Consider the following 21,749-nt stretch of genomic DNA (forward strand, 5'->3'; position numbering starts at 1 on the left):
TAAATCTATTGTCGGATGGCATGGCTTCGCCATTTATCCGACCTACGTCAATGTTGTATATATCCTAAATTTGCGCTTTATTTGTCTAATGCGTAACAAATAATACAATGGATATGAAATGCAATATCGTCGTAATTATGTAAAAGGTGGGACGTACTTTTTTACAGTTAATTTGCTCGATAGGAATAAATCGTTGTTGGTTGAGCATATCGATTTATTAAGAGAGTCTATCCGTTTTGTTAAATCTCAAAGGCCATTTTATATAGATGCATGGGTTGTGCTGCCCGATCACCTTCATGCAGTTTTGACTTTACCAGATGATGATGTGGATTATTCGAGTCGTTGGCGAGAAATTAAAAAGCGATTTTCAAAATCACTCCCTAAGACAGAGTTTTTAACTCAAACACGAAAACGTAAAAATGAACGTGGAATTTGGCAGCGCCGTTTTTGGGAACATACTATTAGGGATGATAATGATTATTGGCATCATGTTAACTATGTTCATTTTAATCCATTAAAACATGGCCTAGTTAGTCAAGTAACTGATTGGCCTTATTCAAGTTTTCATAGAGCCGTGAAACAAGGTATTTATACAAATAATTGGTGCGGATAAAAAATATAAATATTTCGTAGGTCGGATAAGCGAAGCGCCATCCGACAAAGCTATAGCTTCATAATACACTTCAGTTTTGTACAAAAGTTTTTGTTAAATGAAATAATTTCGGCCTTTATTACGCGTCGGATGGGATGGTTTCCCCCTTTATCCGGCCTACGGGTTAGCCTTTTTCACAAACTTTGCTGTTACCATCATTTCGCCAATGCCATCTACTTTGCAATCTAGCTCGTGATCTTTTTTATCAAGCACACGCCTTACGACCGCTTTGGTGCCAATTTTAATGACTTGTGAGCTGCCTTTAATTTTTAAATCTTTGGCTACGGTTACTTTATCGCCATCATTAAGCAGGGTGCCGTTGGCATCTTTAACTAAAATTGCGTCTTCATCGTTTGTACTATTTGGGTTCCATTCATAGGCGCATTCAGGGCAAATAAGCTGTTGCTGGTCTTCGTAAACATATTCAGATTGGCACTGTGGGCAGGTTGGGTGTGACATTTATAACGCTCATTTAATATTAATTTTGCGTATTTTAATCTGCATTAATAGGAAAATATAGTTAATCAATATTTTTTATCTTCACGCTAAAAATATCTCGTTTGTGTGGTTTTTAAAAAGGGCATATAAAGCAGATGTCGCTTAAGCAATTTAAGCGCTAACACTTACAGTAGGTATTTGTTAAAGCACCCATCGTATTAAGTGATACGCGCAATGCCCACTTAGTACGCTGGGTGTTTCTATTTATAATGCTGAGTATTTTACTAAGCATGCTTTTTTATATTTTGACTTAACTAGGAAAAGTCGTGTTTAAAACCTTAATAGTGGTTGATAACAACGAGCAAACACTTGCTCAATCTTTCGAAAATGTGGTTACGTTTAATAGTTACTTACGTGATTACCCAAAACATAATGAACCTAAAACCCGCATTATTAATTTATGCGACTCAAACCAATACTTGAGTAAGGGTTACTATTGCTCATTGCTTGCTGAGGCCCGCAAACACCAGGTGTTACCCAGTGTTAAAACAATAAACGCGCTTCGAGGCGGACAAGCTCCTATGTTAAACGTTGGGCAAATTGATGGCGAAATTTACTTTGGTAATGCTTTAAACGAGCTACAAAGCAAAGCGGCTAAATCGGTATTTAAGCAATACCCAGCGCCTATTTTATTTGTAGATGAGCAAGGCTTATTGCAACAGGGTTCGCTTAGCACTTTAAACGATGAGCAATACAGTAATTTTGTAGCAAAACTAAATACGTTTACTCAAACCCAATGGCGCATTGGTACTGTGCAGCGCCGTTTTAGATGGGATATGGCAATAATTGTTGATCATAACGAAAAAGTACCACCGAGTGATAAAGATGCCATTACCCGTTTTATAAAAGCAGCGGCTAAACATGGTATTAATGCACAAGCACTCAGTTTTGATGAAATAGACAATATTGCCCAGTTTGATGCGTTATTTATTCGCCAAACGACAGCGATTGACCATCCAACGTATCGCCTTGCAAGCAAAGCGCAAAGCCTAGGTTTAGTGGTAATAGATGATGCTGAATCTATTTTACGTTGTTGTAATAAAGTGTATTTACACGATGCGTTTAATTACCAAAAAGTGCCCAGTTTAAAAACGGTTGTAGTGGCTGATCAATCAGCGCAAACGCTTGAGCAATTAGAAGAGGCGTTTACCTATCCGCTAGTTTTAAAAATGCCTGAAGGGTCGTTTTCAAAAGGGGTGTTTAAAGTTGCAAACCGCAGTGAGCTTGAAACTAAACTAACCGAGCTGTTTGAATATAGCGCATTGGTACTTGCACAAGAATACATGTACACCGAATACGATTGGCGAGTAGGTGTATTAAATGGCCGCGCTATTTATGCGTGTCGCTACTTGATGGCACGCAACCATTGGCAAATTTACAATCACGATGCTAAACGGTTTTTCTCTGGTGGCTTTGAAACGCTACCTACCTTTGAGTTACCAAAAGCCGTGTTAGATGCCGCTTTAAAAGCATGTAAAACTGTGGGCAAAGGCTTATATGGCGTAGATGTTAAAGAACATCAAGGCAAAGCATATGTGCTTGAAGTAAATGACAATCCAAGTATTGATCACAAAGTAGAGGACGGATATTTGGGCGACGAGCTATACATGATCATTATGGATGAATTTAAACAACGCCTAGAAGCGCGAGGCCGTGGCTAATACATGAGCAACCTTGTTATTCGAAAAGCACTTAGCAGTGATTTAAACGCGCTAATTGATGTTGAAAACGCGTGCTTTAATAACGATAAATTGAGCCCGCGTAGTTTAAAGCGTTGGTTAAGTGCTAAGCACGGTATTTTGCTCGTTGCAGATAACGGCGAGCAAGTATGCGGCTATGGGCTGGTGTGGTGTCATAAAGGCACGCGTTTGGCGCGTTTATATTCGCTTGCTGTAAAACCAACAATGCAAAGTAAAGGCATTGCTAAAATGTTATTAGCTGCGCTTGAAAAACAAACAAGTGAGCGCGGGCGACTTTACTTACGATTAGAAGTAGCGGTAAATAACGAAAGTGCGATAGGGCTTTACAAAAGCTTAGGTTATAGAGTATTTGGCCAATATAGCGATTATTATGACGATCACAGTGATGCACTGCGAATGCAAAAAAATATTCGCAAAACGCGTGAGCTAAAAGTAGCGCGGTTAACGCCGTGGTATCAGCAAACTACCGAGTTTACTTGTGGGCCTGCTGCGTTATTAATGGCAATGGGGGCACTTGAGCCAACAACTGAGCTTAGCCAATCGCATGAGCTGGCACTTTGGCGTGAAGGCACCACCATTTTTATGACATCGGGTCATGGTGGTTGCCATCCGTTTGGTTTAGCGTTGGCGGCAAACAAACGCGGCTTTAAAAGCGAGGTAATGGTAAATACCACAGAGCCTTTGTTTTTAGATGGCGTACGCAATGAAAACAAAAAAGTGGTGCTTTCAACAGTACACCAACAATTTGTGGATGGTATAGCGCAGGCAAATATACCGCTTAGCTATAAAGATGTTGAGCTTGAGCATATTGAACAGTGGTTAAGTCAAGGCTTTAGTGTGCTGTTACTAATTAGCACCTACCGGTTTGATGGTAAAAAATCACCTCATTGGGTGTGCGTTACCCACCTTGATGAGCACTGCGTGTATGTTCATGACCCATTTTGCGAGCCAGGCAGTGACAAACAGCTCGCAATAGATTGCCAGTACGTGCCTATAGCGCGCAGTGATTTTAGTAAAATGTCAGCATTTGGTAGCCAACGTTTAAGAACCGCAGTGGCCATTGCTAATAATTAATGGGTTTAATGTAAAGAGTGACTTTTTTAGATTTAATTGATGTAGCCCCTTATTCGTGGGCGGCCATTGGTACCGCCGCTTTTTGCGGTGCCATAATTGGGTTAGAGCGCCAGTTACGCGGTAAACCTGTAGGTATTCGTACCTCAGCTTTAATAACACTGGGCACGTATTTGTTTTTATCGACCGCGTTTAACTTACAAGGGGATGTAATTGATCATTCGCGTGTAGTGGGGCAAATAATTACAGGCATTGGCTTTTTAGGCGCAGGCGTTATGCTTGCAAAAGACGGAGCCGTTGTAGGGGTTACCTCAGCTGCAACCATTTGGGTGCTTGCCTCAATTGGCGTAATGATAGCCACCGATAATCTAGCTGCTGCTATTAAACTTTCAGTGCTGGTGGTTGGTATTTTATACGGTGTAGATGTACTGGAGGCAAAATTTAAAAGCCTAAGCAAAGGGGTACACACTAAAGTAAAAAATTATCAAAAACGTTACTACCGAAAAGACTTTAACGACATAGAACGCCACTAATTTAGTGGCGTTTTGTTTTATTATTACTCAAATATACATTGTATTTTTAAAATTATAACTGGCCTATTATTCAGCGGATAACTTTTCGATTGAACTCTAATCATATGCGTGCTGTTAATTTACATATATCTAATCTAATATTAATAAATATATTTATGAACAAATAGTTAGTAATTTAAAAGGATTTTATGAACCGTCATTCATTCGATAAAACACAAGAGGTAAGAACAAAAGTTCTTCAAGGAATGAGTTTAATAATAGCGCTAGTTGCGCTTGTTGTAGCTTATGTAAATATAATTATTTCGAAGGTTTACATATTAGGAGCGATAGAAGTTTTACTCGCTGTGTTTTGTTTTTACACGTATTACAAAACATGTGTATCTGCCTCAAAGGTTTGGCATAGATGGGCGGTAGCCTATGCTTATTTCTTTGTTGTATTTTTAGCTGTTTATATTTTAAAAACAGATGAGGGTATAACGCATTGGATTTGTACATTTCCCATTTTGGCGTATTTGTTATTTGGTAAAAAACATGGGCTTATAAGTAGCTTTTGCTTACTGTTTGCGTCGGTAATTCCTTTATATTCTTTCCTCAGTTTAGGTGGTGCTAATAGTTTGCACTTAATTGTTAACTTAGGCCTTTCGTATATGACTATATGGACCGTTTCGCATATTTATGAAGCGATGAGATATTCTAACCAAGAAACAATTTTAAATTTGGCACTAAGAGATCCATTAACAAAAGCGTTTAATAGACGTGCATTACAAAGCCGCTTTAGTAAACAAACAATTATTGATGAGCCTTTATGCATAGCACTAATTGATATTGATTTTTTTAAAAAGGTGAACGATAAATATGGACACGACGCAGGTGATGCTGTTTTAACGCAACTAACTGAGTTATTTGTAGAAAAATTTAAAGAAGATAATGTATTTAGAATGGGCGGTGAGGAATTTGTAGTGGTTATAAACACTGATCAACAAGCCGCTTATGACTTAATAAATTGTTTAATTAAAACGGTTGAAAGTCATCATTTTACTTATGAGAAAAATAGTTTAAAAATTACAATAAGTATTGGTTTGGAGGAACTGGTTACAGATTCGTTTGTTGATTTATCTAAAATACTTAAAGCAGCTGACGGTTATTTATACATAGCAAAAGATAACGGAAGAAATTGTGCTGTTTGTAGTATAAATAATTCAATGTTAGGTAATTAAAAAGCTTATTTGTTAGCCAAATAGCTTTCTTCTTACTACTTTTCTGTACTCGCTTGGCGTTTGGCTTAGCACTCTTTTAAACACGCGAGTTAAGTGGCCTTGATCGTTATAGCCAACCTCAAGTGCCACTTCTTGTATTGTTAAATTAGACGACGCCAATAACTCTTTAGCACTTTCAACCCGTAATTGCTGCCAATATTCTATAGGGCTTTGATTAGTTGCAAGCTTAAAGCGTCGTGTAAATGTACGGTAGCTCAAACTAAATTGGGCGGCTACTTCTTGTAAGTTTAACTCGCTGGCTAAATTAGTTTTAAGCCAAAACTGAATTTGCGCTATGAGTTCATCTGGGTGGCGGTCAACCGCGCCTTCAAGGTAGCGCTGATCTTCGTAGGGTTTACGTACTTCGTGTGAAAAGTTACGTTCTACGTGCTGCGCAGCGGCTTTGCCGTAGTATTGGCTAATAATATGTACGATCACATCGGCAAGAGCATTTAAGCTTGCTACCGTATACATGCGCTCAGACTGGGTTATAAAAAAGTCGGGCTTTAAGCGCACTAACGGGTAGTCATGGCTAAATTGTTTTGCGTAATGCCAATGAGTTGTTGCAGGGTGCCCATCAAGTAAACCCGCTTCTGCAACTAGGCAATTACCCGTGCCTACACCAATTATATGGCTGCCAGTTTCAAAGCTTTCTTGGAGCCATTCAACCACTTCTTTATTAGTACGTACTACAGGGCGAGGATTTCGCCATATGCCGGGGACTATAATTAAATCGTTATACGGTGCGTTAGCAGTAGTGCAATCCGGGACTATAGCAAGGCCAGTACGGTTTTGTATTGGCTCATTACTTTTAGAAATTAAATTTATACTAAGCGGTCTAAAGTCAGTTTGGTCTAAGTGGCCTTTTGCGTAGGCTTCGCCGGCTCTTAGCATTTCAATAGGCAGTGTTAAACTGGTAATAAGTAAATGCGGATACACTGTGATTGCAATATTTAACGCAGGCTTTACTGATTTTTTATGCATATGAATGCTCCGACCAGTACTTTTTGGCCTTTAATGCTGAATATTTGGCTATTAAAGCATAAAGCGGTGTGGTTAATCCAATTAAACTGTTGGCTTCTCCCATAACACGTTTTAAAGGTTAATTATGACAGCATTACCCGTAATTGTAGGCATGGGTGGTATTAACGCCGCAGGCCGTACTTCTTTTCATCAAGGTTACCGCCGTATCGTGTTAGACGCATTAAACGCACAAGATCGTAGTGAAACATTTTTAGGCCTCGCCACATTAATGAACTTGGTATGCGTTGTTGATGGTCAATTACAAGACACAAACGGCAATAATGTTGAGCAAAGCGACATAGAAGCACGCTTTGGTGAGCAAATTATTGCTGGGACGCTTATTCGTAAAATTGAAAAAGAACATTTTGATGCAGATGCCACACCTTGGCAGCAAAAAATGACATTAAAGACATCTGATGAAAACGCGATTGTATTTGAAACTCGCGCACGCGATTTACCAAGTCCAGTACCTGCAAGTTGGAATGTACAAACGCTTGATGGCAAAAAAGTAAAAGTAACAATAGCTGCAGACTTAGACGTAAAGCTTGATTCTACACGTGATAACCCAATTAAATCGGCAGGGCAGTTTCCTACCGGGTTTGATCCATCAATTATGTATAACAGCCGTTATCAGCCACGCGGTTTGCAAGCCACCATATTTGCTGCAAACGATGCGATTAAATCAACAGGCCTTGACTGGCAACGCATAATGAATAGCGTAGAGCCAGATAAAATTGGTACCTATTCAGCCTCGGTTATTGGCCAAATGGACGACAAAGGGTTAGGTGGTTTAGTTAAAGCCCGTCAGCAGGGCGATCGTGTTAGTACAAAGCAATTAGCACTTGGCCTAAACACGATGTCGACTGATTTTATAAACGCCTACGTTACAGGTAATGTAGGTACTACGTTTTCTACCTCGGGTGCATGTGCCACATTTTTATATAACTTACGCGCTGCAGTAAACGATATTCAAGCAGGGCGCACCCGTGTTGCGGTGGTAGCAAGTGTTGAATGCGCTATTACGCCTGAAGTGGTAGAAGGCTTTGGTAATATGAGCGCCCTTGCAAATGTTGAAGGCCTGCGCCGTTTAGATAACTTAAGCAGTGAACAAGAGCCCGATTACCGTAAAAGCAGCCGCCCATTCGGCGAAAACTGTGGTTTTACATTAGGTGAAGGCGCACAAGTCACTATTTTAATGGATGATGCATTAGCACTTGAGCTTGGTGCAGATATTACGGGCTCAGTACCTGATGTATTTGTAAATGCCGATGGTATTAAAAAATCAATCACCTCACCGGGTCCAGGTAACTACATTACAATGGCCAAATCTGCAGCGCTTGCAACAAGCTTATTAGGTAAAGAGGCGTTACAAAAGCGTAGCTTTATTTTAGCGCATGGTTCTAGCACGCCGCAAAATAGAGTCACAGAGTCACTTATTTACCATAAAGTGGCACAAACGTTTGCCATTGATAGCTGGAAAGTGACGGCGCCAAAAGCTTATGTAGGGCATACAATTGCCCCCGCCAGTGGCGATCAGCTTGCTATTGCGCTGGGGGTATTTAGCCATAATATTATGCCGGGTATTACTACCATAGATAAAGTGGCCGACGATGTTTATGCAGATCACTTAGATATACGTAACAGCCATTACGATTGTGGCGACATGGACATCGCCTTTATAAACTCAAAAGGTTTTGGCGGTAATAACGCCACAGCTACAGTACTTAGCGCTAAAGTAACACTACAAATGCTTGCTAAGCGCCATGGTGAAAAAGCGATGAGTGATCACGCTGATAAAAATACATCCGTTGTTGCTTTGCAAAATACCTATAAAGCGCAAGCTGACCTTGGTAAGTACGAATTAGTATATCGTTTTGGTGATGGCGCCATTGACGATAACGACATTGTAATTGGCGAAGACGGAATAGAGCTTCCTGGTTTTGATAAAGCAATTTCGTTTAATACAACCCACTCCTATCAAGATATGTTTTAAGCACACATACTTGAAACCCAAGGCGCTTAATAAAGCGCCTTTTTTTATATTTATTAGCCTATAGTTAAATTTTGGTTAGTTATAAATATAAGCTTGCATCTTTTTATAATGTTTGTTTCTATAATAGCTACTTTGCGTTCTAGGATGGATAATCAAATGAAAAAACTCTCTATAGCTCTTTCTATATTACCTGCGTTAACTTGTGTGCCTGTAATGGCAGATTTTGTGCCAGCTGAAGTTGTTAAGGACAACTACAATAAACAAACAAATACATCTTCTCGTGTGTCACGCTTTGAAGGCTTAAATTTAAGTAGTTATGTTGTGAATGAAAGCGGTCAGGTTAGTGATATTGAAATTGTTGCATCTATTGGGCAAGACAAATACAAAAGAGAAGTTGTTGAGTATGTGTCAAAACTAAATTACAAGAGTGCTCAGGTCGATGGTAAAGCTGTGCCTAGTGCCAAGCTAATTACAGTGACTTCTCAAAACCTGCACTTGGGGTACACTAACGACAAAGCAACGCATGGCTTTTTTAATGATTATGAAACGGCAAGTAATCTAATTAATGAAAAAAAATTAGACGAAGCGCAAATTAAAATAATAGAGCTAGAACGCGACCATGCTAAAAATACTGTTGAAATAGTATTACTTTCATGGCTAAAAAGTCAGCATAGCTACTTTACCCAAGATTGGATTGGCTTTGATAAACATATTAATAATGCATTTTTATTTAGAGATAATTTACCAGATCAGATTAAAGTGCGAGTGGTAAAAAATGCTTTGCAATGGTTTATATCTAAACAGGACTACGTGCGCGCTTATGATGCAATTGATGCCCTAGGAAATATTAAAGCCTTTGTTTTTACAAATGAAAACAAGCAGCAGTTGCTAGCTCAAGTTAATGATATTTATAAAAATTCAGGCGATATAAACCAACAAATAGCTATTGAGACAGATCAAGCTGTTATGCCTTTACTGTCTAAAAGTGAGGTTGTGCTTGAGTCAACAATGCCACTTAGCAAGGTTCAACTGCGCTGTGAAAATAAAGTGGTAAATTACAACACAAGCGCTATTGATAAAATTGTCATTTCTAAAGATGATTTACGTTGCGGGTTATTAATTAAAAGTGCGCAAGCACAAACAGTAACGCTAAAACAAAGTGGTAATGCTTTTTTGTAAAGACCAAAAAATATTTTTATTTAAAACCCCATATATAACGATGGGGTTTTTACTTTTAAGCTATATTACTTCAATTTTTTTACATACCTGAGCGTTATAAAGTTAATAATAGCTAGCAAAATGGCTACTTCATATCGGTTATTTGCTACAGCAATACCAATTAATCCCATATTCCATATGCTCGCTGCTGTCGCAGTACCTGATGTCGACTGATTATTTTTCAAAATTGCACCACCGCCAATAAAACCAATGCCTGTTATTATTCCTTGTAGCATTTTAGATTGTGCTTCAGATGAGTCTAGTACCGACATGGCTATAAGTGCGTAGCCACACGATGCAACTGCAACTAACGGAAATGTTCTTAGTCCAGCGCCGTCTTTACTTCGCTCTCTATCGTAGGCCATTGGCAAGGCTAGGGCGTAGGCAATACCTAAATGAATTAAGTTATCTAAGATTTCATTCCACTGTAAATCAAATTCCATTGCGATTCTCTATTAAAAAACTTAACTTACAAAAGCAATTGCCACGCCAAGTATAAAAACATTTAAAATCAATGTATTGTTTTTTATTTTAGGTTTACCTAGATCATATTTAGTAAAATGTACACATTGGTTTATCACTTTTACTTAATGTATTTACAGGTGTATTTAAATTGGTTTTACAACTTTTTACAGTCTTAATTTTATAAACGTATAGTATAAATCCATGCTTTTAGAGGATGAAACTATGAAATTATTACTAACACTATTAATAAGTGTGTACTTAAGTGGTTGCACGGTGGCCGGAGTTTTAATAGATGGGCATGCTCAAAATAACGAAAAATTAAATCAAAATATGAATAGCAAAGCTCGTTCAGACCATTACAAAGATCCATTCAAACCCATTCCAAAAGATAGAGAAGGGTTTTCTTTTACAAAGTTAGGTTTAAAAATTGATTCTGCATTAGTCGACTTTGTCAGTGTGGAAAATAAGCAACAACGCCAAGTGTGTAGGAAGGTGAGTAAAAGTTTAAAAGAGTGTGTAGAACTAAATAAGCCAGAACTACACACTAACGAGGCTACGCAGTTAAAAACTGACTATGAAATAATAAGTGTTGGTCAATAAAACTACTTATAAAGAAGTAACTATGATCGTAACCTTCTTGCATTTCAAGCGTTAACGGGTAACTCTTATCGTGAGCGATAGCCACTAGGTTTTGTGGTTTAAGTTGCTCCTCTAAAAAGCCATCGGCATCACCCTGCGATACTAGCATAGGTAGGTAATCGTCCTGCTTTGCTAGTTTCATCAACTCACACGTATCGTATTGAGCCCAGAGCTCTTTGTCAGTGCCTAAATAACCGTTAAACGCTTTTGTGCCCCATGGGCAATTGATTGGGTTAACTATTGGGCTAAAAGCAGAGGTACTTACATAGGCTTGTGGGTTTTTAAGAGCAACCATTAAAGCACCGTGCCCACCCATAGAATGACCACTAATAGCTTTGGTACTTGTTACCGGAAAATGCTGTTCAATAAGTGCTGGTAGCTCATTAACGACATACTCGTACATATTAAAATGTGTATTGTAAGGTGCTTGAGTAGCATTAACATAAAAGCCAGCACCTTGAGCAAAGTCATAACTATCTTCATTGGGTACGTTATCGCCACGCGGGCTTGTATCCGGTGCCACTATTGCAATACCCAGCTCAGCAGCTTTTTTAAACGCGCCCGCTTTTTGCATAAAGTTTTCGTCGGTACAGGTTAAACCCGATAGCCAATAAAGCACAGGGACTTTGTTTGTTTCACTTGCACCTGGTGGTAAAAATACCGCAAAACGCATTGTGCAATGGGTACTTGTTGAAGCGTGAGTGTATTGCTTATGCCAACCACCGGCTACTTTTGTACTTGAGATATTCTCTAACATAAAAATCCTTAAAAGCCGCAAACGTTCAAGTTTTACGGCTTTATATCAAGTCGTTTACTAAGTGCTTATTAGTAATGAATTACTGTACGAATACTCTTGCCTTCGTGCATTAAATCAAATGCATCGTTAATTTCTTCAAGGCTCATTGTATGAGTAATAAAGTCGTTTAGTGCAAATTCGCCTGCCATGTAGCGCTCAACTATTTCAGGGAGTTGCGAGCGACCTTTAACGCCACCAAATGCGCTACCACGCCATACACGGCCGGTAACAAGCTGGAAAGGACGAGTTGAAATTTCTTGGCCAGCACCGGCTACACCAATAATTACCGATTCACCCCAGCCTTTATGGCAACATTCAAGGGCAGAGCGCATTACATCAACGTTACCAATACATTCAAATGAGTAATCAACGCCGCCGTCAGTCATTTCAACGATCACTTCTTGAATTGGCTTGTCGAAATCTTTAGGGTTTATTAAGTCGGTTGCGCCAAGCTTAGTAGCAAGGTCAAATTTACTGGTGTTAATGTCTACACCAATAATACGACTCGCGCCCGCCATTTTTGCACCAATAATGGCCGATAAACCAATGCCGCCAAGGCCGAATATCGCGACTGTATCGCCTTCTTTTACTTTAGCAGTGTTAGTTACAGCACCCATACCGGTTGTAACACCACACCCTAATAAACAAATTTCTTCTAAAGAGGCTTCTTTGTTTACTTTGGCGAGTGAAATTTCTGGAAGTACTGTGTACTCAGAAAATGTAGACGTACCCATATAGTGGTAAATTGGTTGGCCGTCTTTAAAAAAGCGCGTTGTGCCGTCTGGCATTAAACCTTTACCTTGTGTTTCGCGTACTGCTGAACACAAGTTAGTTTTGCCAGATGTACACATTTTACACTCACCACATTCAGCGGTATAAAGTGGAATAACATGATCCCCCACTTCAACACTTGTTACACCTTCGCCAACGGCATAAACAACGCCTGCGCCTTCGTGGCCTAAAATAGCTGGGAATATACCTTCTGGATCTTCACCTGATAACGTAAATGCATCGGTATGACAAACACCAGTAGCAGTAATTTTTACCATTACTTCGCCTTTTTTAGGCATCATTACATCAACTTCTTCAACGCTTAAAGGTTGGTTAGGGCCCCAAGCAATCGCCGCTTTTGATTTAATAAAATCAGACATGTGTTTATCCTTAGTAGTGTTATTTAATATCAATTGTAGACCCATTTTGTTTGGGTGATGGGACTATTGTATTTGTTTCTCATATAATGATAATCTCTTATTTATTAAAACACTTTTACAGTATGGTAATAATGGCGCGTTGGGATGGGATTGACGAATTTATAGCAGTCGGTGAGGAAGGAAGCTTCACTGCTGCAGCTAGGATATTGGGCCTTTCGGTTGCGCATATTAGCCGTCATGTAACAGCCCTTGAGCAACGTTTAAATACCCAGCTTTTAACGCGCACCACACGAAAAGTTGTTCTTACCAAAGAAGGTGAGGTTTTTTTACATCAAATAAAACACTTACAGCATGCAATGGACGATGCTACGCAGGGCCTTGCATCACATCAAACAACCCCTAAAGGAAAAATTAAACTAACAGCCCCGGTAATGTTCGGCGAAACCTTTATTATGCCTATTGTGCACAATTTTATGCACGATCACCCCGATGTTGAAGTTATTGCAAACCTAAGTAACGAACAAGAAGATTTACTTGAAGGCGGGTTTGATTTAGCAATAAGGTTAGGCCATTTAAAAGATTCGAGCTTAAAAGCGCGAAGGTTAAGTGATCGGCGCTTTATTATGTGTGCATCGCCTGCTTATTTAAGGCGCTTTGGTGAGCCACATACCTTAGGTGAGCTACATAACCACCAGTGTTTAGTAGGGAATAGTAGTTATTGGCGTGTAAACGAAAATGAGCGTGAAAAACACATTAAAATTGCTGGCAGATTAAATTGCAATAGTGGTTGGTCACTTGTTGATGGTGCTAAAAAAGGCTTAGGTATTGTGCAACTTCCTGATTACTACATAGATAATGAGCTTAATAGTGGTGAGTTAGTGCCTATTTTAACGTCTTACCAACCCAAGCAAGAAGGTGTGTGGGGGGTTTATCCACCACGTCAGTTTGTAGCTACCAATGTACGTGTATTACTAGACTATTTAGTTGCTGGCCTTAAAGAATAAATTGCACTAAATAAATTGCTGAAAAATCATCCAAGTCTCAGATTTATAAATTATTTCTTACATTTATGGTCATATTCAATTGTGCTAACTTCGTGCTACTATAGCCTCACACTTTTAGCATAAATGTTTTAAATTATATGTTTCAACCGGTTAGCTTATTTATAGGACTTAGATACAGCCGCTCCTCAAAAGGGAATGCGTTTATATCGTTTATTTCTTTTTTTTCTATTGCCGGTATTGCTATTGGTTTAATGGCTTTATTTACTGTAAGCAGTGTAATGAATGGTTTTGAGCATAGCTTAAAAACTAATATGCTTGGCCTTATTCCGCACATTGAAGTTAAATCTGATCAGCACACCCCAGAGCAAATAACGAGTTTAAAGGCAGCTCTCACTAAATCTTCATATGTGAAACATGTTAATTTGTATCGCCAAGGCGAAGCTATATTGCAAACCAATAAAGATCTTCACGGCGTATTACTGCAAGGTTTATATGACAATAACGGTGCGTTATACAAAGTTACTGAGAAAATAGTACAAGGCAATTGGCAAACAGTACTTAATAGTAATTATAACATTGCTATAAGCCGCTATTTGAGTCGGAAGTTAGGTGTCGGTTTAGGTGATAAACTTCGTGTGATCATGCCAAATGCATCTACTTATACTCCTTTGGGGCGTGTGCCTAGCCAGCGTTTATTTAAAGTTGCAGCAATATACGAAACGGGCTCTGAAATAGACATGGCACTCGCTTTCACAAGTGGGCCATCGCTTCAGCGTGTTTTAAAGTTAAATAAAAATGTTGCCCCAAATTTAAGTGTGTCACTTTTTGAACCCTTTGAATTGGACGAATTTACGGACGCAAGCCAACTTATATTAAAAGGTTACAACTATTCAGATTGGCGAAGCAGCCAGGGCACTTTATTTGCCGCAGTAGCAATGGAAAAGCGGATCATGTCTATGTTACTTGCACTTATTGTGCTGGTGGCTGTGTTTAATATTGTATCTGCCTTAACAATGATGGTGAGTGAAAAACAAGGGGAAGTTGCGATACTTCAAACACTTGGGCTTACACCATCGCAGGTGCAAAAAGTATTTATGGTTCAAGGTCTTTACAATGGCGTTATTGGAACATTAATCGGCGCTTTTTTTGGGGTGCTACTGAGTTTATACATAAATGAGCTTCTTGAATTAGTTGGCCTGAGTCTACTTGCTGGCATTGAACTACCTGTGAAATTTGATGTGCTTAGTTTAGTAATAATTGCGTTTGCCAGTATTGCTATGAGCTTTTTAGCTACCTTATATCCTGCGCGCAAAGCCGCAAAAGTAAAACCAGCAGAGGTGTTGCGTTATGAATAATTTAGTAATTAGTTGTGAAAATTTAAGCAAAGTATACCAAGATGGCAACAACCAAGTTGAAGTGCTAAAGGGCGTAGATTTAGCGCTACAGCAAGGTGAAATGCTTGCTATTGTAGGTAGTTCTGGTTCTGGTAAAAGTACGCTTTTGCATATACTCGGTACGCTTGATACTGCCACTGCAGGTATTGCGAAAATTAAAAATCAAGAAGTTGCTAAGTTATCTCGTACTGAACAAGCAGCTTTTAGAAACCAAAATTTAGGTTTTATTTATCAGTTTCACCATTTATTGATGGAGTTTAGTGCTGTAGAAAATGTAGCAATGCCTTTGTTAATAAAAGGCTTAACGGCAAAAGAAGCAAAAGTACAGGCGCTCGACATGCTTGAAAAAGTGGGCCTTGCACATCGAAGTGATCATAAACCTTCTGCTCTATCAGGAGGAGAACGTCAACGTGTTGCTATTGCCCGTGCTTTGGTTACGAAACCTTCGTTGGTTCTTGCTGATGAGCCAACAGGTAATTTAGACAAGCAAAATGCGATTAAAATTTATGATTTAATAAACGAGTTAAACCAGAGTTTAAACACGAGCTTTGTAGTGGTAACTCATGATTTAGAGCTTGCTGATAAGCTAGGTAAAATAGCTTACTTAGATGACGGTAAACTATCGGTAAAAGAGTCACAATATGTTGCTTAGTGCATTTTTAAGTAAACGTTTTAGAGCATACTCAGGTCATAAAGACGAAAAAAACGGGTTTGTTAGTTTTATAGCTAAAGCGTCTACTATAGGTATTTTATTGGGGGTCGCTGTTTTAATTGTTGCCCTTTCAGTAATTAACGGCTTTGAACAACAATTAGTCCATCGTTTACTAAGCGTAGTACCTCAGGTTGAATATGTTGCACCAAGCAGACCTATTGCTAATTGGCAGCTAAAAGTAGCTAATATAGAAAGTCAGCCGCACGTAACGGGAGCTGCCCCATTTATCGCGGTTAATGGTATGGCGCAGTATAAAAGCCAATTAAAAGCGGTCGAAATACGCGGTGTTAGCCCTTCTTATGAGGGCAATGTTTCTGCAGTTAACCAGTTTGGAACAGGTAAATTAGTAAGCCAATTATCCTCTGAAGAGGTTATTTTAGGCCAACAGATAGTAAAGCAACTTGACGCAAAAGTGGGCGACAATATTACTTTACTAATTCCTCAGGTTGGGCAAGCAGGTGGTCAGTTATTAGCACCTAAACGCGTTACCCTGAGCCTTGCAGGTGTTATTGAAATGGGCGGCCCAATTGATAGTACGGCTGCTTTTATACATTTAAGCAAAGCGCAGCAAACACTTGGCTACGACGAAACCCAAGTTACAGGTTTAAGGTTAAGTGTTGATGATGTGTTTTCAGCGCATCAAATAGCGCTTAATGTAGGGCAAACCATTAGCGATTATGTCTATATTTCTAGTTGGTTTAGAACACAAGGTAGCTTATATCAAGATATACAAATGGTTCGTACCATTGTTTATATTGTTGTGTTTTTAATTATTGCTGTTGCGAGTTTTAATATTGTGTCTTCTCTTGTCATGGAAGTGCGTGAAAAAGAAGGCAATATCGCAATTTTAAAAACAATGGGCGCTAAAGACAGCACTATTTTAGCAACCTTTGTAATGCAGGGATTAACGCAAGCGTTTGTGGGTGTCTTACTTGGCTCGTTCATTGGTGTTGTATTAGCATTAAACATAAGTGAATTATTTGCTTGGCTGAGCCAGCTAATGGGTGCTAATCCGCTTGAAGGGGTTTATTTTATAGAATTTTTACCTAGTAAGCTTGTGCTCGAAGACATCGGCATTACAGTAATTGCAACATTCGTACTTGCTATTTTTGCGACTATTTATCCCGCATGGCAGGCCACGCGAGTCGATCCGGCAAAGGTGCTGGGTAATTAACCTTACTAAAACAATAGGGGCGGGTTTGTAAAGCTGCTAAACTACGGGCTCAATTAATAGTGGGCGCTATTGCTCAGCTATACAACACCTTACTCAGGAAATTACTTTGACAAATAACGATATTTTACGCCGTCTTCGCTATACCTTTAATTTAACCGATACTGCCATGGTTGACATTTTTGCTGCGGCAGAGGCTACAGTAACAACAGAGCAAGTCATTGCGTGGTTAACAAAAGAGGGCGAGCAAGAGTTTGTTAAAATTTCAGACACTGAGTTTGCAACCTTCCTAAACGGGTTTATTAATACCAAACGAGTTAAACGCGAGGGTGTACAGCCAATACCAGAGAGTAAGCTCAATAATAATATTATCTTTATGAAGTTACGCATTGCTTTAAACATGAAGGCTGAAGATGTAATAGCCACGCTTGCATTGGTTGATTTTGATTTAAGCAAACACGAATTAAGTGCGTTTTCTCGTAAAGTAGACAACAAGCATTACCGAGTGTGTAACGATCAAATACTGCGTTTATTCTTAACAGGCGTTCAGCAGCAATACCGCCCTGAGTAATTACTAATAATTATTTTGGCTTAAAAACGTTGTAATAACCAACGTTTTTTAGACAGTCATCTTTAAGCGTTTACTAATATTGTAATTAATCAAACATAGCGATAATATTTAAATGCTAACTTTACTAGACCAATTTAAATGGCTTAAAAAGCAACCATCACATAAATACAAAAATAGCGGCTTTTAAGCACATTATTTCAAGCCAACGAAAGTATAAAAGGAATTTAAAATGCAATTAATACCCGCAACATTTTATTTTCCGCCTGACAAAGAAAAAGATTTTCAGTATCAACTTAATAAAAGCACCGTTCACTTTGCTAATATAGCCTTGTATTTAGCTGCTTTATTTTTAACGATTTTGGTTATTCTTTCGTGGTTGAATGATGAACAATCTATATCCTCTGTCATTAATGTTTTAAGACTATCGATGGTTTGTTTGTCGTTTGTATTGGTTTATGTAAACAATAAATTAAAGGCAAAATACTTACATTATCGTTGTTTTGCTTTTGGCGTTTTATTTTGTATTTTATTTGGGTATTTATTTTGGTCCTTTGTCGGATTATATGGTTATTTAAACGAGGGAGGGCCAATGCTTGTAGTGGCTTCCTTTTCTGCAATACCCATGCTTCATTTAGGCCATAAACTTATTTTATGGACAATTACGGGGTTAAGCCTTCTAAGTGTTCATTTGTTTTCATCCACGCCAATAATATGGAGCCTTTACTTTTATATTAGCATTGTGATTGTAATGGCTTGTATTCAATATCAACTGGATATACTTTTACGTAAACAATATGAAGCTGAGCTTGTTGAAACACAAAAAGCAAACATTGATCAACTAACGGGGTTATATAATAGACACAGTTTTGACTCAGAATGTAAACGCTTAATGGATCAAATAAAGCCATCTCAGTCGCTAGCGCTTGCTATGGTTGATATCGATGACTTTAAAAAATATAACGATAATTACGGGCATTTAGATGGCGATAACATACTCATTGATGTTGCGAGCCGATTAAAAAAACTCCAGGCAGATATCGTTGTTAGATTTGGCGGCGAAGAGTTCATTTTAGTTAAAATTTTAGATCAAAATAATTTAAACTGGCTTGATGATTTACCCAATCGTTTTGCTACAGATACGATAAGTCACGAATACTCAACATTTAAACGTGTAACTGTTTCTGCTGGCGTTGTTGTAGCTGATTTTTCCGCCCTTTGTCCAGACATGAAAGCATTGCTATCTGCAGCCGATAAAGCGATGTACAAAGCAAAAAATACAGGTAAAAATAAAGTAATTAAAGATTACATATAAAAATGGCCCAACATTTATATTGTGTCATGCTGGGCAAGTTTACATTATGAAAATAATTTACTTGATAATACTTCTTGCATTTGTTCTCGCATTTTGAACTTTTGTAGTTTGCCTGTCACTGTCATTGGGTAACTTTCTACAAAGCGAATATAGCGAGGCATTTTAAAGTAGGCTAGTTTGTCTTGTAAAAAAGCACGAATCGCTTGCTCATCGAGTGTTGTATCTTCTTTTGGTTGGATCCACGCACACACTTCTTCACCGTATTTTTCATCGCTGATACCAAATACAGCGGCGTCTTGTATGCCTGGATAAGTATAAAGCACCTCTTCAATTTCTCGAGGGTAAACGTTTTCACCACCACGGATAATCATGTCTTTAATTCGCCCAACAATACTCACAAATCCTTCGCTATCCATAACACCTAAATCGCCTGAATGAAGCCAGCCGTCACTATCTATTGTGGCTTTTGTTTTTTCTTCGTCATTCCAATAGCAGCGCATTATTCCTACGCCTTTGGAGCATACTTCACCGGGTAAACCTATTTTTTGAATGTTACCCAGTTCATCAATAATTTTAACCTCAGTATGTGCAAGGGCGCGGCCAACGGTTGTTACTTGGCGCTCTATTGATGAATCAGTTTCGGTTATATTATTGATTGGGCTGCATTCAGTTTGCCCATAGGCAATTAAAACCTGATGCATATTCATTTGTGTTTGAACTTTGCGCATGACTTGTTCTGGACAAGTAGAGCCTGCCATAACGCCAGTTCTGAGTGACCTTAAGTCATATTCACTAAAGGTACTGAGCTCAAGTTGACTAATGAACATAGTGGGAACACCGTGCAATGCTGTACAGCCTTCTTGTTCAATTACATCAAGCGTTGTTTTGGCGTCAAACGAATCACTCGGATAAATGGCTGCGGCGCCTTTTGTAACGCATAACAGACTACCTAAAACCATACCAAAGCAATGATATAAAGGAACTGGAATACAAAGCTTGTCGTGCTCAGTAAAGTGCATAGAGTCGCTAACAAAAAGCGCGTTATTTAATATGTTTTTATGGGTGAGTGTAGCGCCTTTTGGGTTACCTGTTGTGCCTGAGGTAAATTGTATATTTATGTCCTGTTCGGCATTTAAATTTGTAGCAATAGCATTAAGTTCAAGCTCATGAGCTGGCGTTGCCATACGCATAATATCGGAAAACGAAAACATGCCAGCGCTTACATTATCACCAATACGAATTACATTCTTAAGATTGGGCAGAGCTTTAGCTGAAAGCTTGCCACTGTCACAATGTTTAAGTTCTGGCGCTAGACTATTTAGCATTTCTATATAGTTGCTGCCTTTAAATTGTGAAGCGGTAATGAGTGTTGAACATTCAACGCTATTTAATGCATATTGAAGCTCATTTGGCCGATAGGCTGGGTTAATGCAAACCATAATGGCACCAATCTTTGCGGTAGCGAATTGAGTTAAGCACCACTGTATATTATTAGGTGACCATATTCCGACCCGATCGCCTGGCTTAACACCGATGGCTAATAGCCCCATTGCGAGTTGATTCACTTCTTTTTGAAATTCTTTGTAGGTTAAACGAATGTTTTGATGATTGACCACTACCGCAAGCGAGTTAGGGTTTTTGTCGACAATGAGGTCGAAGTAAGCACCAATGGTTTTATTGGTTAAAGGTGTATTTTGTGAGCCTTTAAAATAGCTTTTGGACAACGGTAGTGAATTTATTACTTCTACTTCTTTAACCGTTTTATGTAGTGTGTGCATGTTTTTCTCCGTGTCGATGTGTGTGTATTACATAAACTAGGAACTAAATAAACACACATTGTCGACAAAAAGAAGGGTGGTTAGACTAATGTATTATAAGTAAAGATATAGCCAGTAAAATAGTAGCAATAAAAAACGCGCCATATTGGCGCGTTCATAATTTAAAAAACTTTAAACGTTTTAAATTAAATTTCGTCACTACGATACGTTTTTTTCATTATGTATACGTAGGCGTTCACAAATGCATTTTCTTGGTACTTTTTAAGGCCTGTTTCCTCAAATGCTATTGGGATAGGGTTACGCTTAACTTGCTCTTTAATCTCTGTAGTTGAGAATACGCGAACATCAAGGTTTTCAATGAGCTGGATGGCGGTTTCCATTTTAAAACCTTTCGCACTGCCGGCAAATTTACCTTTTGGTTGGCGTTCGCGAATGGCAACAGAGTCAATTTGGTAATCTTGCATTAGCTTTGCAAAATCAAATTGAAATTTGCGCATTATTTCAGTGTCGTTACCATTACCTAAAGTAAAACGTGTTTGACGCACATCGCGAATATCAAAAACGTCGTTATCTTTACTTAAAATACAAAGTAGTACGTCACTACCGGTAATTTCTACACCACATGTTCTCATTGCTGTTCTCTAATAAAACTTAATTATTGCGTATTATACGCAACATCGAATAAATTGCGAGAATAAGCAATAAGGTGAATTCTTACTATGCATTTCTCAAAATTGTCATCGTTTTTAACTATATTTACAAACTTACGCAAAATAACATTGATTACAGCGCCTTTAAACTTGTAATTGTTT

At 38.6% G+C, this 21,749-nt stretch carries 21 protein-coding genes; 14 read left to right on the top strand and 7 right to left on the bottom strand.

The features are described 5' to 3' along the window. The first annotated feature begins 118 nt into the window (after positions 1-118). Positions 119-613 carry an REP-associated tyrosine transposase gene (locus R0J88_RS01215; RefSeq protein ID WP_410898823.1) on the top strand — a complete coding sequence of 165 codons (495 nt, stop codon included), beginning with the start codon at positions 119-121 and terminating at the stop codon, positions 611-613. A gap of 156 nt (positions 614-769) precedes the next feature. Here the strand turns inward: R0J88_RS01215 and R0J88_RS01220 are convergent, their stop codons facing one another. After that, positions 770-1,111, bottom strand: coding sequence for a zinc ribbon domain-containing protein YjdM (locus R0J88_RS01220; protein WP_410898824.1), 342 nt, complete (start codon positions 1,109-1,111; stop codon positions 770-772). Positions 1,112-1,416: 305 nt separating this feature from the next. Between R0J88_RS01220 and R0J88_RS01225 the strand changes: the two genes are divergently transcribed. The 4 genes from R0J88_RS01225 (at position 1,417) to R0J88_RS01240 (ending at position 5,671) form a co-directional block, all read left to right on the top strand. Then, positions 1,417-2,811, top strand: coding sequence for a RimK family protein (locus R0J88_RS01225; RefSeq protein WP_410898825.1), 1,395 nt, complete (start codon positions 1,417-1,419; stop codon positions 2,809-2,811). Between the two features lie 3 nt (positions 2,812-2,814). Further along, positions 2,815-3,924: a GNAT family N-acetyltransferase/peptidase C39 family protein gene (locus R0J88_RS01230; protein WP_410898826.1), complete on the top strand. Its 1,110-nt coding sequence runs from the start codon at positions 2,815-2,817 to the stop codon at positions 3,922-3,924. Between the two features lie 17 nt (positions 3,925-3,941). Continuing rightward, positions 3,942-4,454 (top strand): MgtC/SapB family protein, encoded by a 513-nt coding sequence (locus R0J88_RS01235; RefSeq protein ID WP_039036890.1) that lies wholly within the window; start codon positions 3,942-3,944, stop codon positions 4,452-4,454. A 188-nt stretch (positions 4,455-4,642) separates the two neighbouring features. Beyond that, positions 4,643-5,671 (top strand): GGDEF domain-containing protein, encoded by a 1,029-nt coding sequence (locus tag R0J88_RS01240; RefSeq protein ID WP_410898827.1) that lies wholly within the window; start codon positions 4,643-4,645, stop codon positions 5,669-5,671. A 12-nt stretch (positions 5,672-5,683) separates the two neighbouring features. On the opposite strand, the gene R0J88_RS01245 is transcribed toward R0J88_RS01240, so the two are convergent. Next, complete coding sequence (locus R0J88_RS01245; protein ID WP_410898828.1) at positions 5,684-6,694, bottom strand: GlxA family transcriptional regulator; 1,011 nt, start codon at positions 6,692-6,694, stop codon at positions 5,684-5,686. A gap of 124 nt (positions 6,695-6,818) precedes the next feature. Between R0J88_RS01245 and R0J88_RS01250 the strand changes: the two genes are divergently transcribed. Both R0J88_RS01250 and R0J88_RS01255 read left to right on the top strand, forming a co-directional pair. Continuing rightward, entirely contained in the window at positions 6,819-8,726 is a 1,908-nt protein-coding gene (locus R0J88_RS01250; RefSeq protein WP_410898829.1) for a beta-ketoacyl synthase, read from the top strand. Positions 8,727-8,882: 156 nt separating this feature from the next. Further along, on the top strand, positions 8,883-9,905 hold the full coding sequence (locus R0J88_RS01255; RefSeq protein WP_410898830.1) for an energy transducer TonB: 1,023 nt from the start codon (positions 8,883-8,885) through the stop codon (positions 9,903-9,905). A gap of 65 nt (positions 9,906-9,970) precedes the next feature. Here the strand turns inward: R0J88_RS01255 and R0J88_RS01260 are convergent, their stop codons facing one another. Continuing rightward, positions 9,971-10,387 (bottom strand): MgtC/SapB family protein, encoded by a 417-nt coding sequence (locus R0J88_RS01260; RefSeq protein WP_006794759.1) that lies wholly within the window; start codon positions 10,385-10,387, stop codon positions 9,971-9,973. 244 nt (positions 10,388-10,631) lie between these two features. Between R0J88_RS01260 and R0J88_RS01265 the strand changes: the two genes are divergently transcribed. Beyond that, positions 10,632-11,009, top strand: a complete 378-nt coding sequence (locus R0J88_RS01265; protein WP_410898832.1) for a hypothetical protein — start codon at positions 10,632-10,634, stop codon at positions 11,007-11,009. Here R0J88_RS01265 and fghA read toward each other — a convergent pair. Next, positions 10,963-11,805 (bottom strand): S-formylglutathione hydrolase, encoded by an 843-nt coding sequence (gene fghA, locus R0J88_RS01270; RefSeq protein WP_410898833.1) that lies wholly within the window; start codon positions 11,803-11,805, stop codon positions 10,963-10,965. The two genes, R0J88_RS01265 and fghA, sit on opposite strands and share 47 nt — an antisense overlap. 68 nt (positions 11,806-11,873) lie before the next feature. Beyond that, positions 11,874-12,995 carry an S-(hydroxymethyl)glutathione dehydrogenase/class III alcohol dehydrogenase gene (locus R0J88_RS01275; protein WP_006794756.1) on the bottom strand — a complete coding sequence of 374 codons (1,122 nt, stop codon included), beginning with the start codon at positions 12,993-12,995 and terminating at the stop codon, positions 11,874-11,876. Between the two features lie 131 nt (positions 12,996-13,126). Here R0J88_RS01275 and R0J88_RS01280 point away from each other — a divergent pair, with 131 nt between their 5' ends. From R0J88_RS01280 to R0J88_RS01305, 6 genes are all read left to right on the top strand, one after another. Then, positions 13,127-13,999 carry a LysR family transcriptional regulator gene (locus R0J88_RS01280; RefSeq protein ID WP_410898834.1) on the top strand — a complete coding sequence of 291 codons (873 nt, stop codon included), beginning with the start codon at positions 13,127-13,129 and terminating at the stop codon, positions 13,997-13,999. A gap of 137 nt (positions 14,000-14,136) precedes the next feature. Continuing rightward, positions 14,137-15,354, top strand: a complete 1,218-nt coding sequence (locus tag R0J88_RS01285) for a lipoprotein-releasing ABC transporter permease subunit (RefSeq protein WP_138740875.1) — start codon at positions 14,137-14,139, stop codon at positions 15,352-15,354. Continuing rightward, positions 15,347-16,045 carry a lipoprotein-releasing ABC transporter ATP-binding protein LolD gene (lolD, locus tag R0J88_RS01290; RefSeq protein ID WP_248519368.1) on the top strand — a complete coding sequence of 233 codons (699 nt, stop codon included), beginning with the start codon at positions 15,347-15,349 and terminating at the stop codon, positions 16,043-16,045. The genes R0J88_RS01285 and lolD overlap by 8 nt, the downstream gene beginning before the upstream one ends. Beyond that, positions 16,035-17,279 (top strand): lipoprotein-releasing ABC transporter permease subunit, encoded by a 1,245-nt coding sequence (locus R0J88_RS01295; RefSeq protein WP_010557436.1) that lies wholly within the window; start codon positions 16,035-16,037, stop codon positions 17,277-17,279. The genes lolD and R0J88_RS01295 overlap by 11 nt, the downstream gene beginning before the upstream one ends. Before the next feature lie 106 nt (positions 17,280-17,385). After that, positions 17,386-17,847 carry a DUF1456 family protein gene (locus R0J88_RS01300; protein WP_410898835.1) on the top strand — a complete coding sequence of 154 codons (462 nt, stop codon included), beginning with the start codon at positions 17,386-17,388 and terminating at the stop codon, positions 17,845-17,847. A 229-nt stretch (positions 17,848-18,076) separates the two neighbouring features. Continuing rightward, positions 18,077-19,159, top strand: a complete 1,083-nt coding sequence (locus R0J88_RS01305) for a GGDEF domain-containing protein (RefSeq protein ID WP_410898836.1) — start codon at positions 18,077-18,079, stop codon at positions 19,157-19,159. Between the two features lie 44 nt (positions 19,160-19,203). Here the strand turns inward: R0J88_RS01305 and R0J88_RS01310 are convergent, their stop codons facing one another. Together R0J88_RS01310 and R0J88_RS01315 are read right to left on the bottom strand one after the other, a co-directional pair. Then, entirely contained in the window at positions 19,204-20,937 is a 1,734-nt protein-coding gene (locus tag R0J88_RS01310) for an AMP-binding protein (protein ID WP_410898837.1), read from the bottom strand. 185 nt (positions 20,938-21,122) lie between these two features. Beyond that, positions 21,123-21,569: a DUF3010 family protein gene (locus R0J88_RS01315; RefSeq protein WP_410898838.1), complete on the bottom strand. Its 447-nt coding sequence runs from the start codon at positions 21,567-21,569 to the stop codon at positions 21,123-21,125. Positions 21,570-21,749: the final 180 nt, after the last annotated feature.

It is taken from the genome of Pseudoalteromonas sp. SIMBA_162 (assembly GCF_046535955.1).
Lineage (GTDB): Bacteria > Pseudomonadota > Gammaproteobacteria > Enterobacterales > Alteromonadaceae > Pseudoalteromonas > Pseudoalteromonas marina.

Coding starts and splice junctions, on each gene's coding strand:
- R0J88_RS01215 (WP_410898823.1), top strand. CDS start 119: ATGCAATATCGTCGTAATTATGTAAAAGGTGGGACGTACTTTTTTACA.
- R0J88_RS01220 (WP_410898824.1), bottom strand. CDS start 1,111: ATGTCACACCCAACCTGCCCACAGTGCCAATCTGAATATGTTTACGAA.
- R0J88_RS01230 (WP_410898826.1), top strand. CDS start 2,815: ATGAGCAACCTTGTTATTCGAAAAGCACTTAGCAGTGATTTAAACGCG.
- R0J88_RS01240 (WP_410898827.1), top strand. CDS start 4,643: ATGAACCGTCATTCATTCGATAAAACACAAGAGGTAAGAACAAAAGTT.
- R0J88_RS01245 (WP_410898828.1), bottom strand. CDS start 6,694: ATGCATAAAAAATCAGTAAAGCCTGCGTTAAATATTGCAATCACAGTG.
- R0J88_RS01250 (WP_410898829.1), top strand. CDS start 6,819: ATGACAGCATTACCCGTAATTGTAGGCATGGGTGGTATTAACGCCGCA.
- R0J88_RS01255 (WP_410898830.1), top strand. CDS start 8,883: ATGAAAAAACTCTCTATAGCTCTTTCTATATTACCTGCGTTAACTTGT.
- R0J88_RS01260 (WP_006794759.1), bottom strand. CDS start 10,387: ATGGAATTTGATTTACAGTGGAATGAAATCTTAGATAACTTAATTCAT.
- R0J88_RS01265 (WP_410898832.1), top strand. CDS start 10,632: ATGAAATTATTACTAACACTATTAATAAGTGTGTACTTAAGTGGTTGC.
- fghA (WP_410898833.1), bottom strand. CDS start 11,805: ATGTTAGAGAATATCTCAAGTACAAAAGTAGCCGGTGGTTGGCATAAG.
- R0J88_RS01275 (WP_006794756.1), bottom strand. CDS start 12,995: ATGTCTGATTTTATTAAATCAAAAGCGGCGATTGCTTGGGGCCCTAAC.
- R0J88_RS01280 (WP_410898834.1), top strand. CDS start 13,127: ATGGCGCGTTGGGATGGGATTGACGAATTTATAGCAGTCGGTGAGGAA.
- R0J88_RS01285 (WP_138740875.1), top strand. CDS start 14,137: ATGTTTCAACCGGTTAGCTTATTTATAGGACTTAGATACAGCCGCTCC.
- lolD (WP_248519368.1), top strand. CDS start 15,347: ATGAATAATTTAGTAATTAGTTGTGAAAATTTAAGCAAAGTATACCAA.
- R0J88_RS01295 (WP_010557436.1), top strand. CDS start 16,035: ATGTTGCTTAGTGCATTTTTAAGTAAACGTTTTAGAGCATACTCAGGT.
- R0J88_RS01305 (WP_410898836.1), top strand. CDS start 18,077: ATGCAATTAATACCCGCAACATTTTATTTTCCGCCTGACAAAGAAAAA.
- R0J88_RS01310 (WP_410898837.1), bottom strand. CDS start 20,937: ATGCACACACTACATAAAACGGTTAAAGAAGTAGAAGTAATAAATTCA.
- R0J88_RS01315 (WP_410898838.1), bottom strand. CDS start 21,569: ATGAGAACATGTGGTGTAGAAATTACCGGTAGTGACGTACTACTTTGT.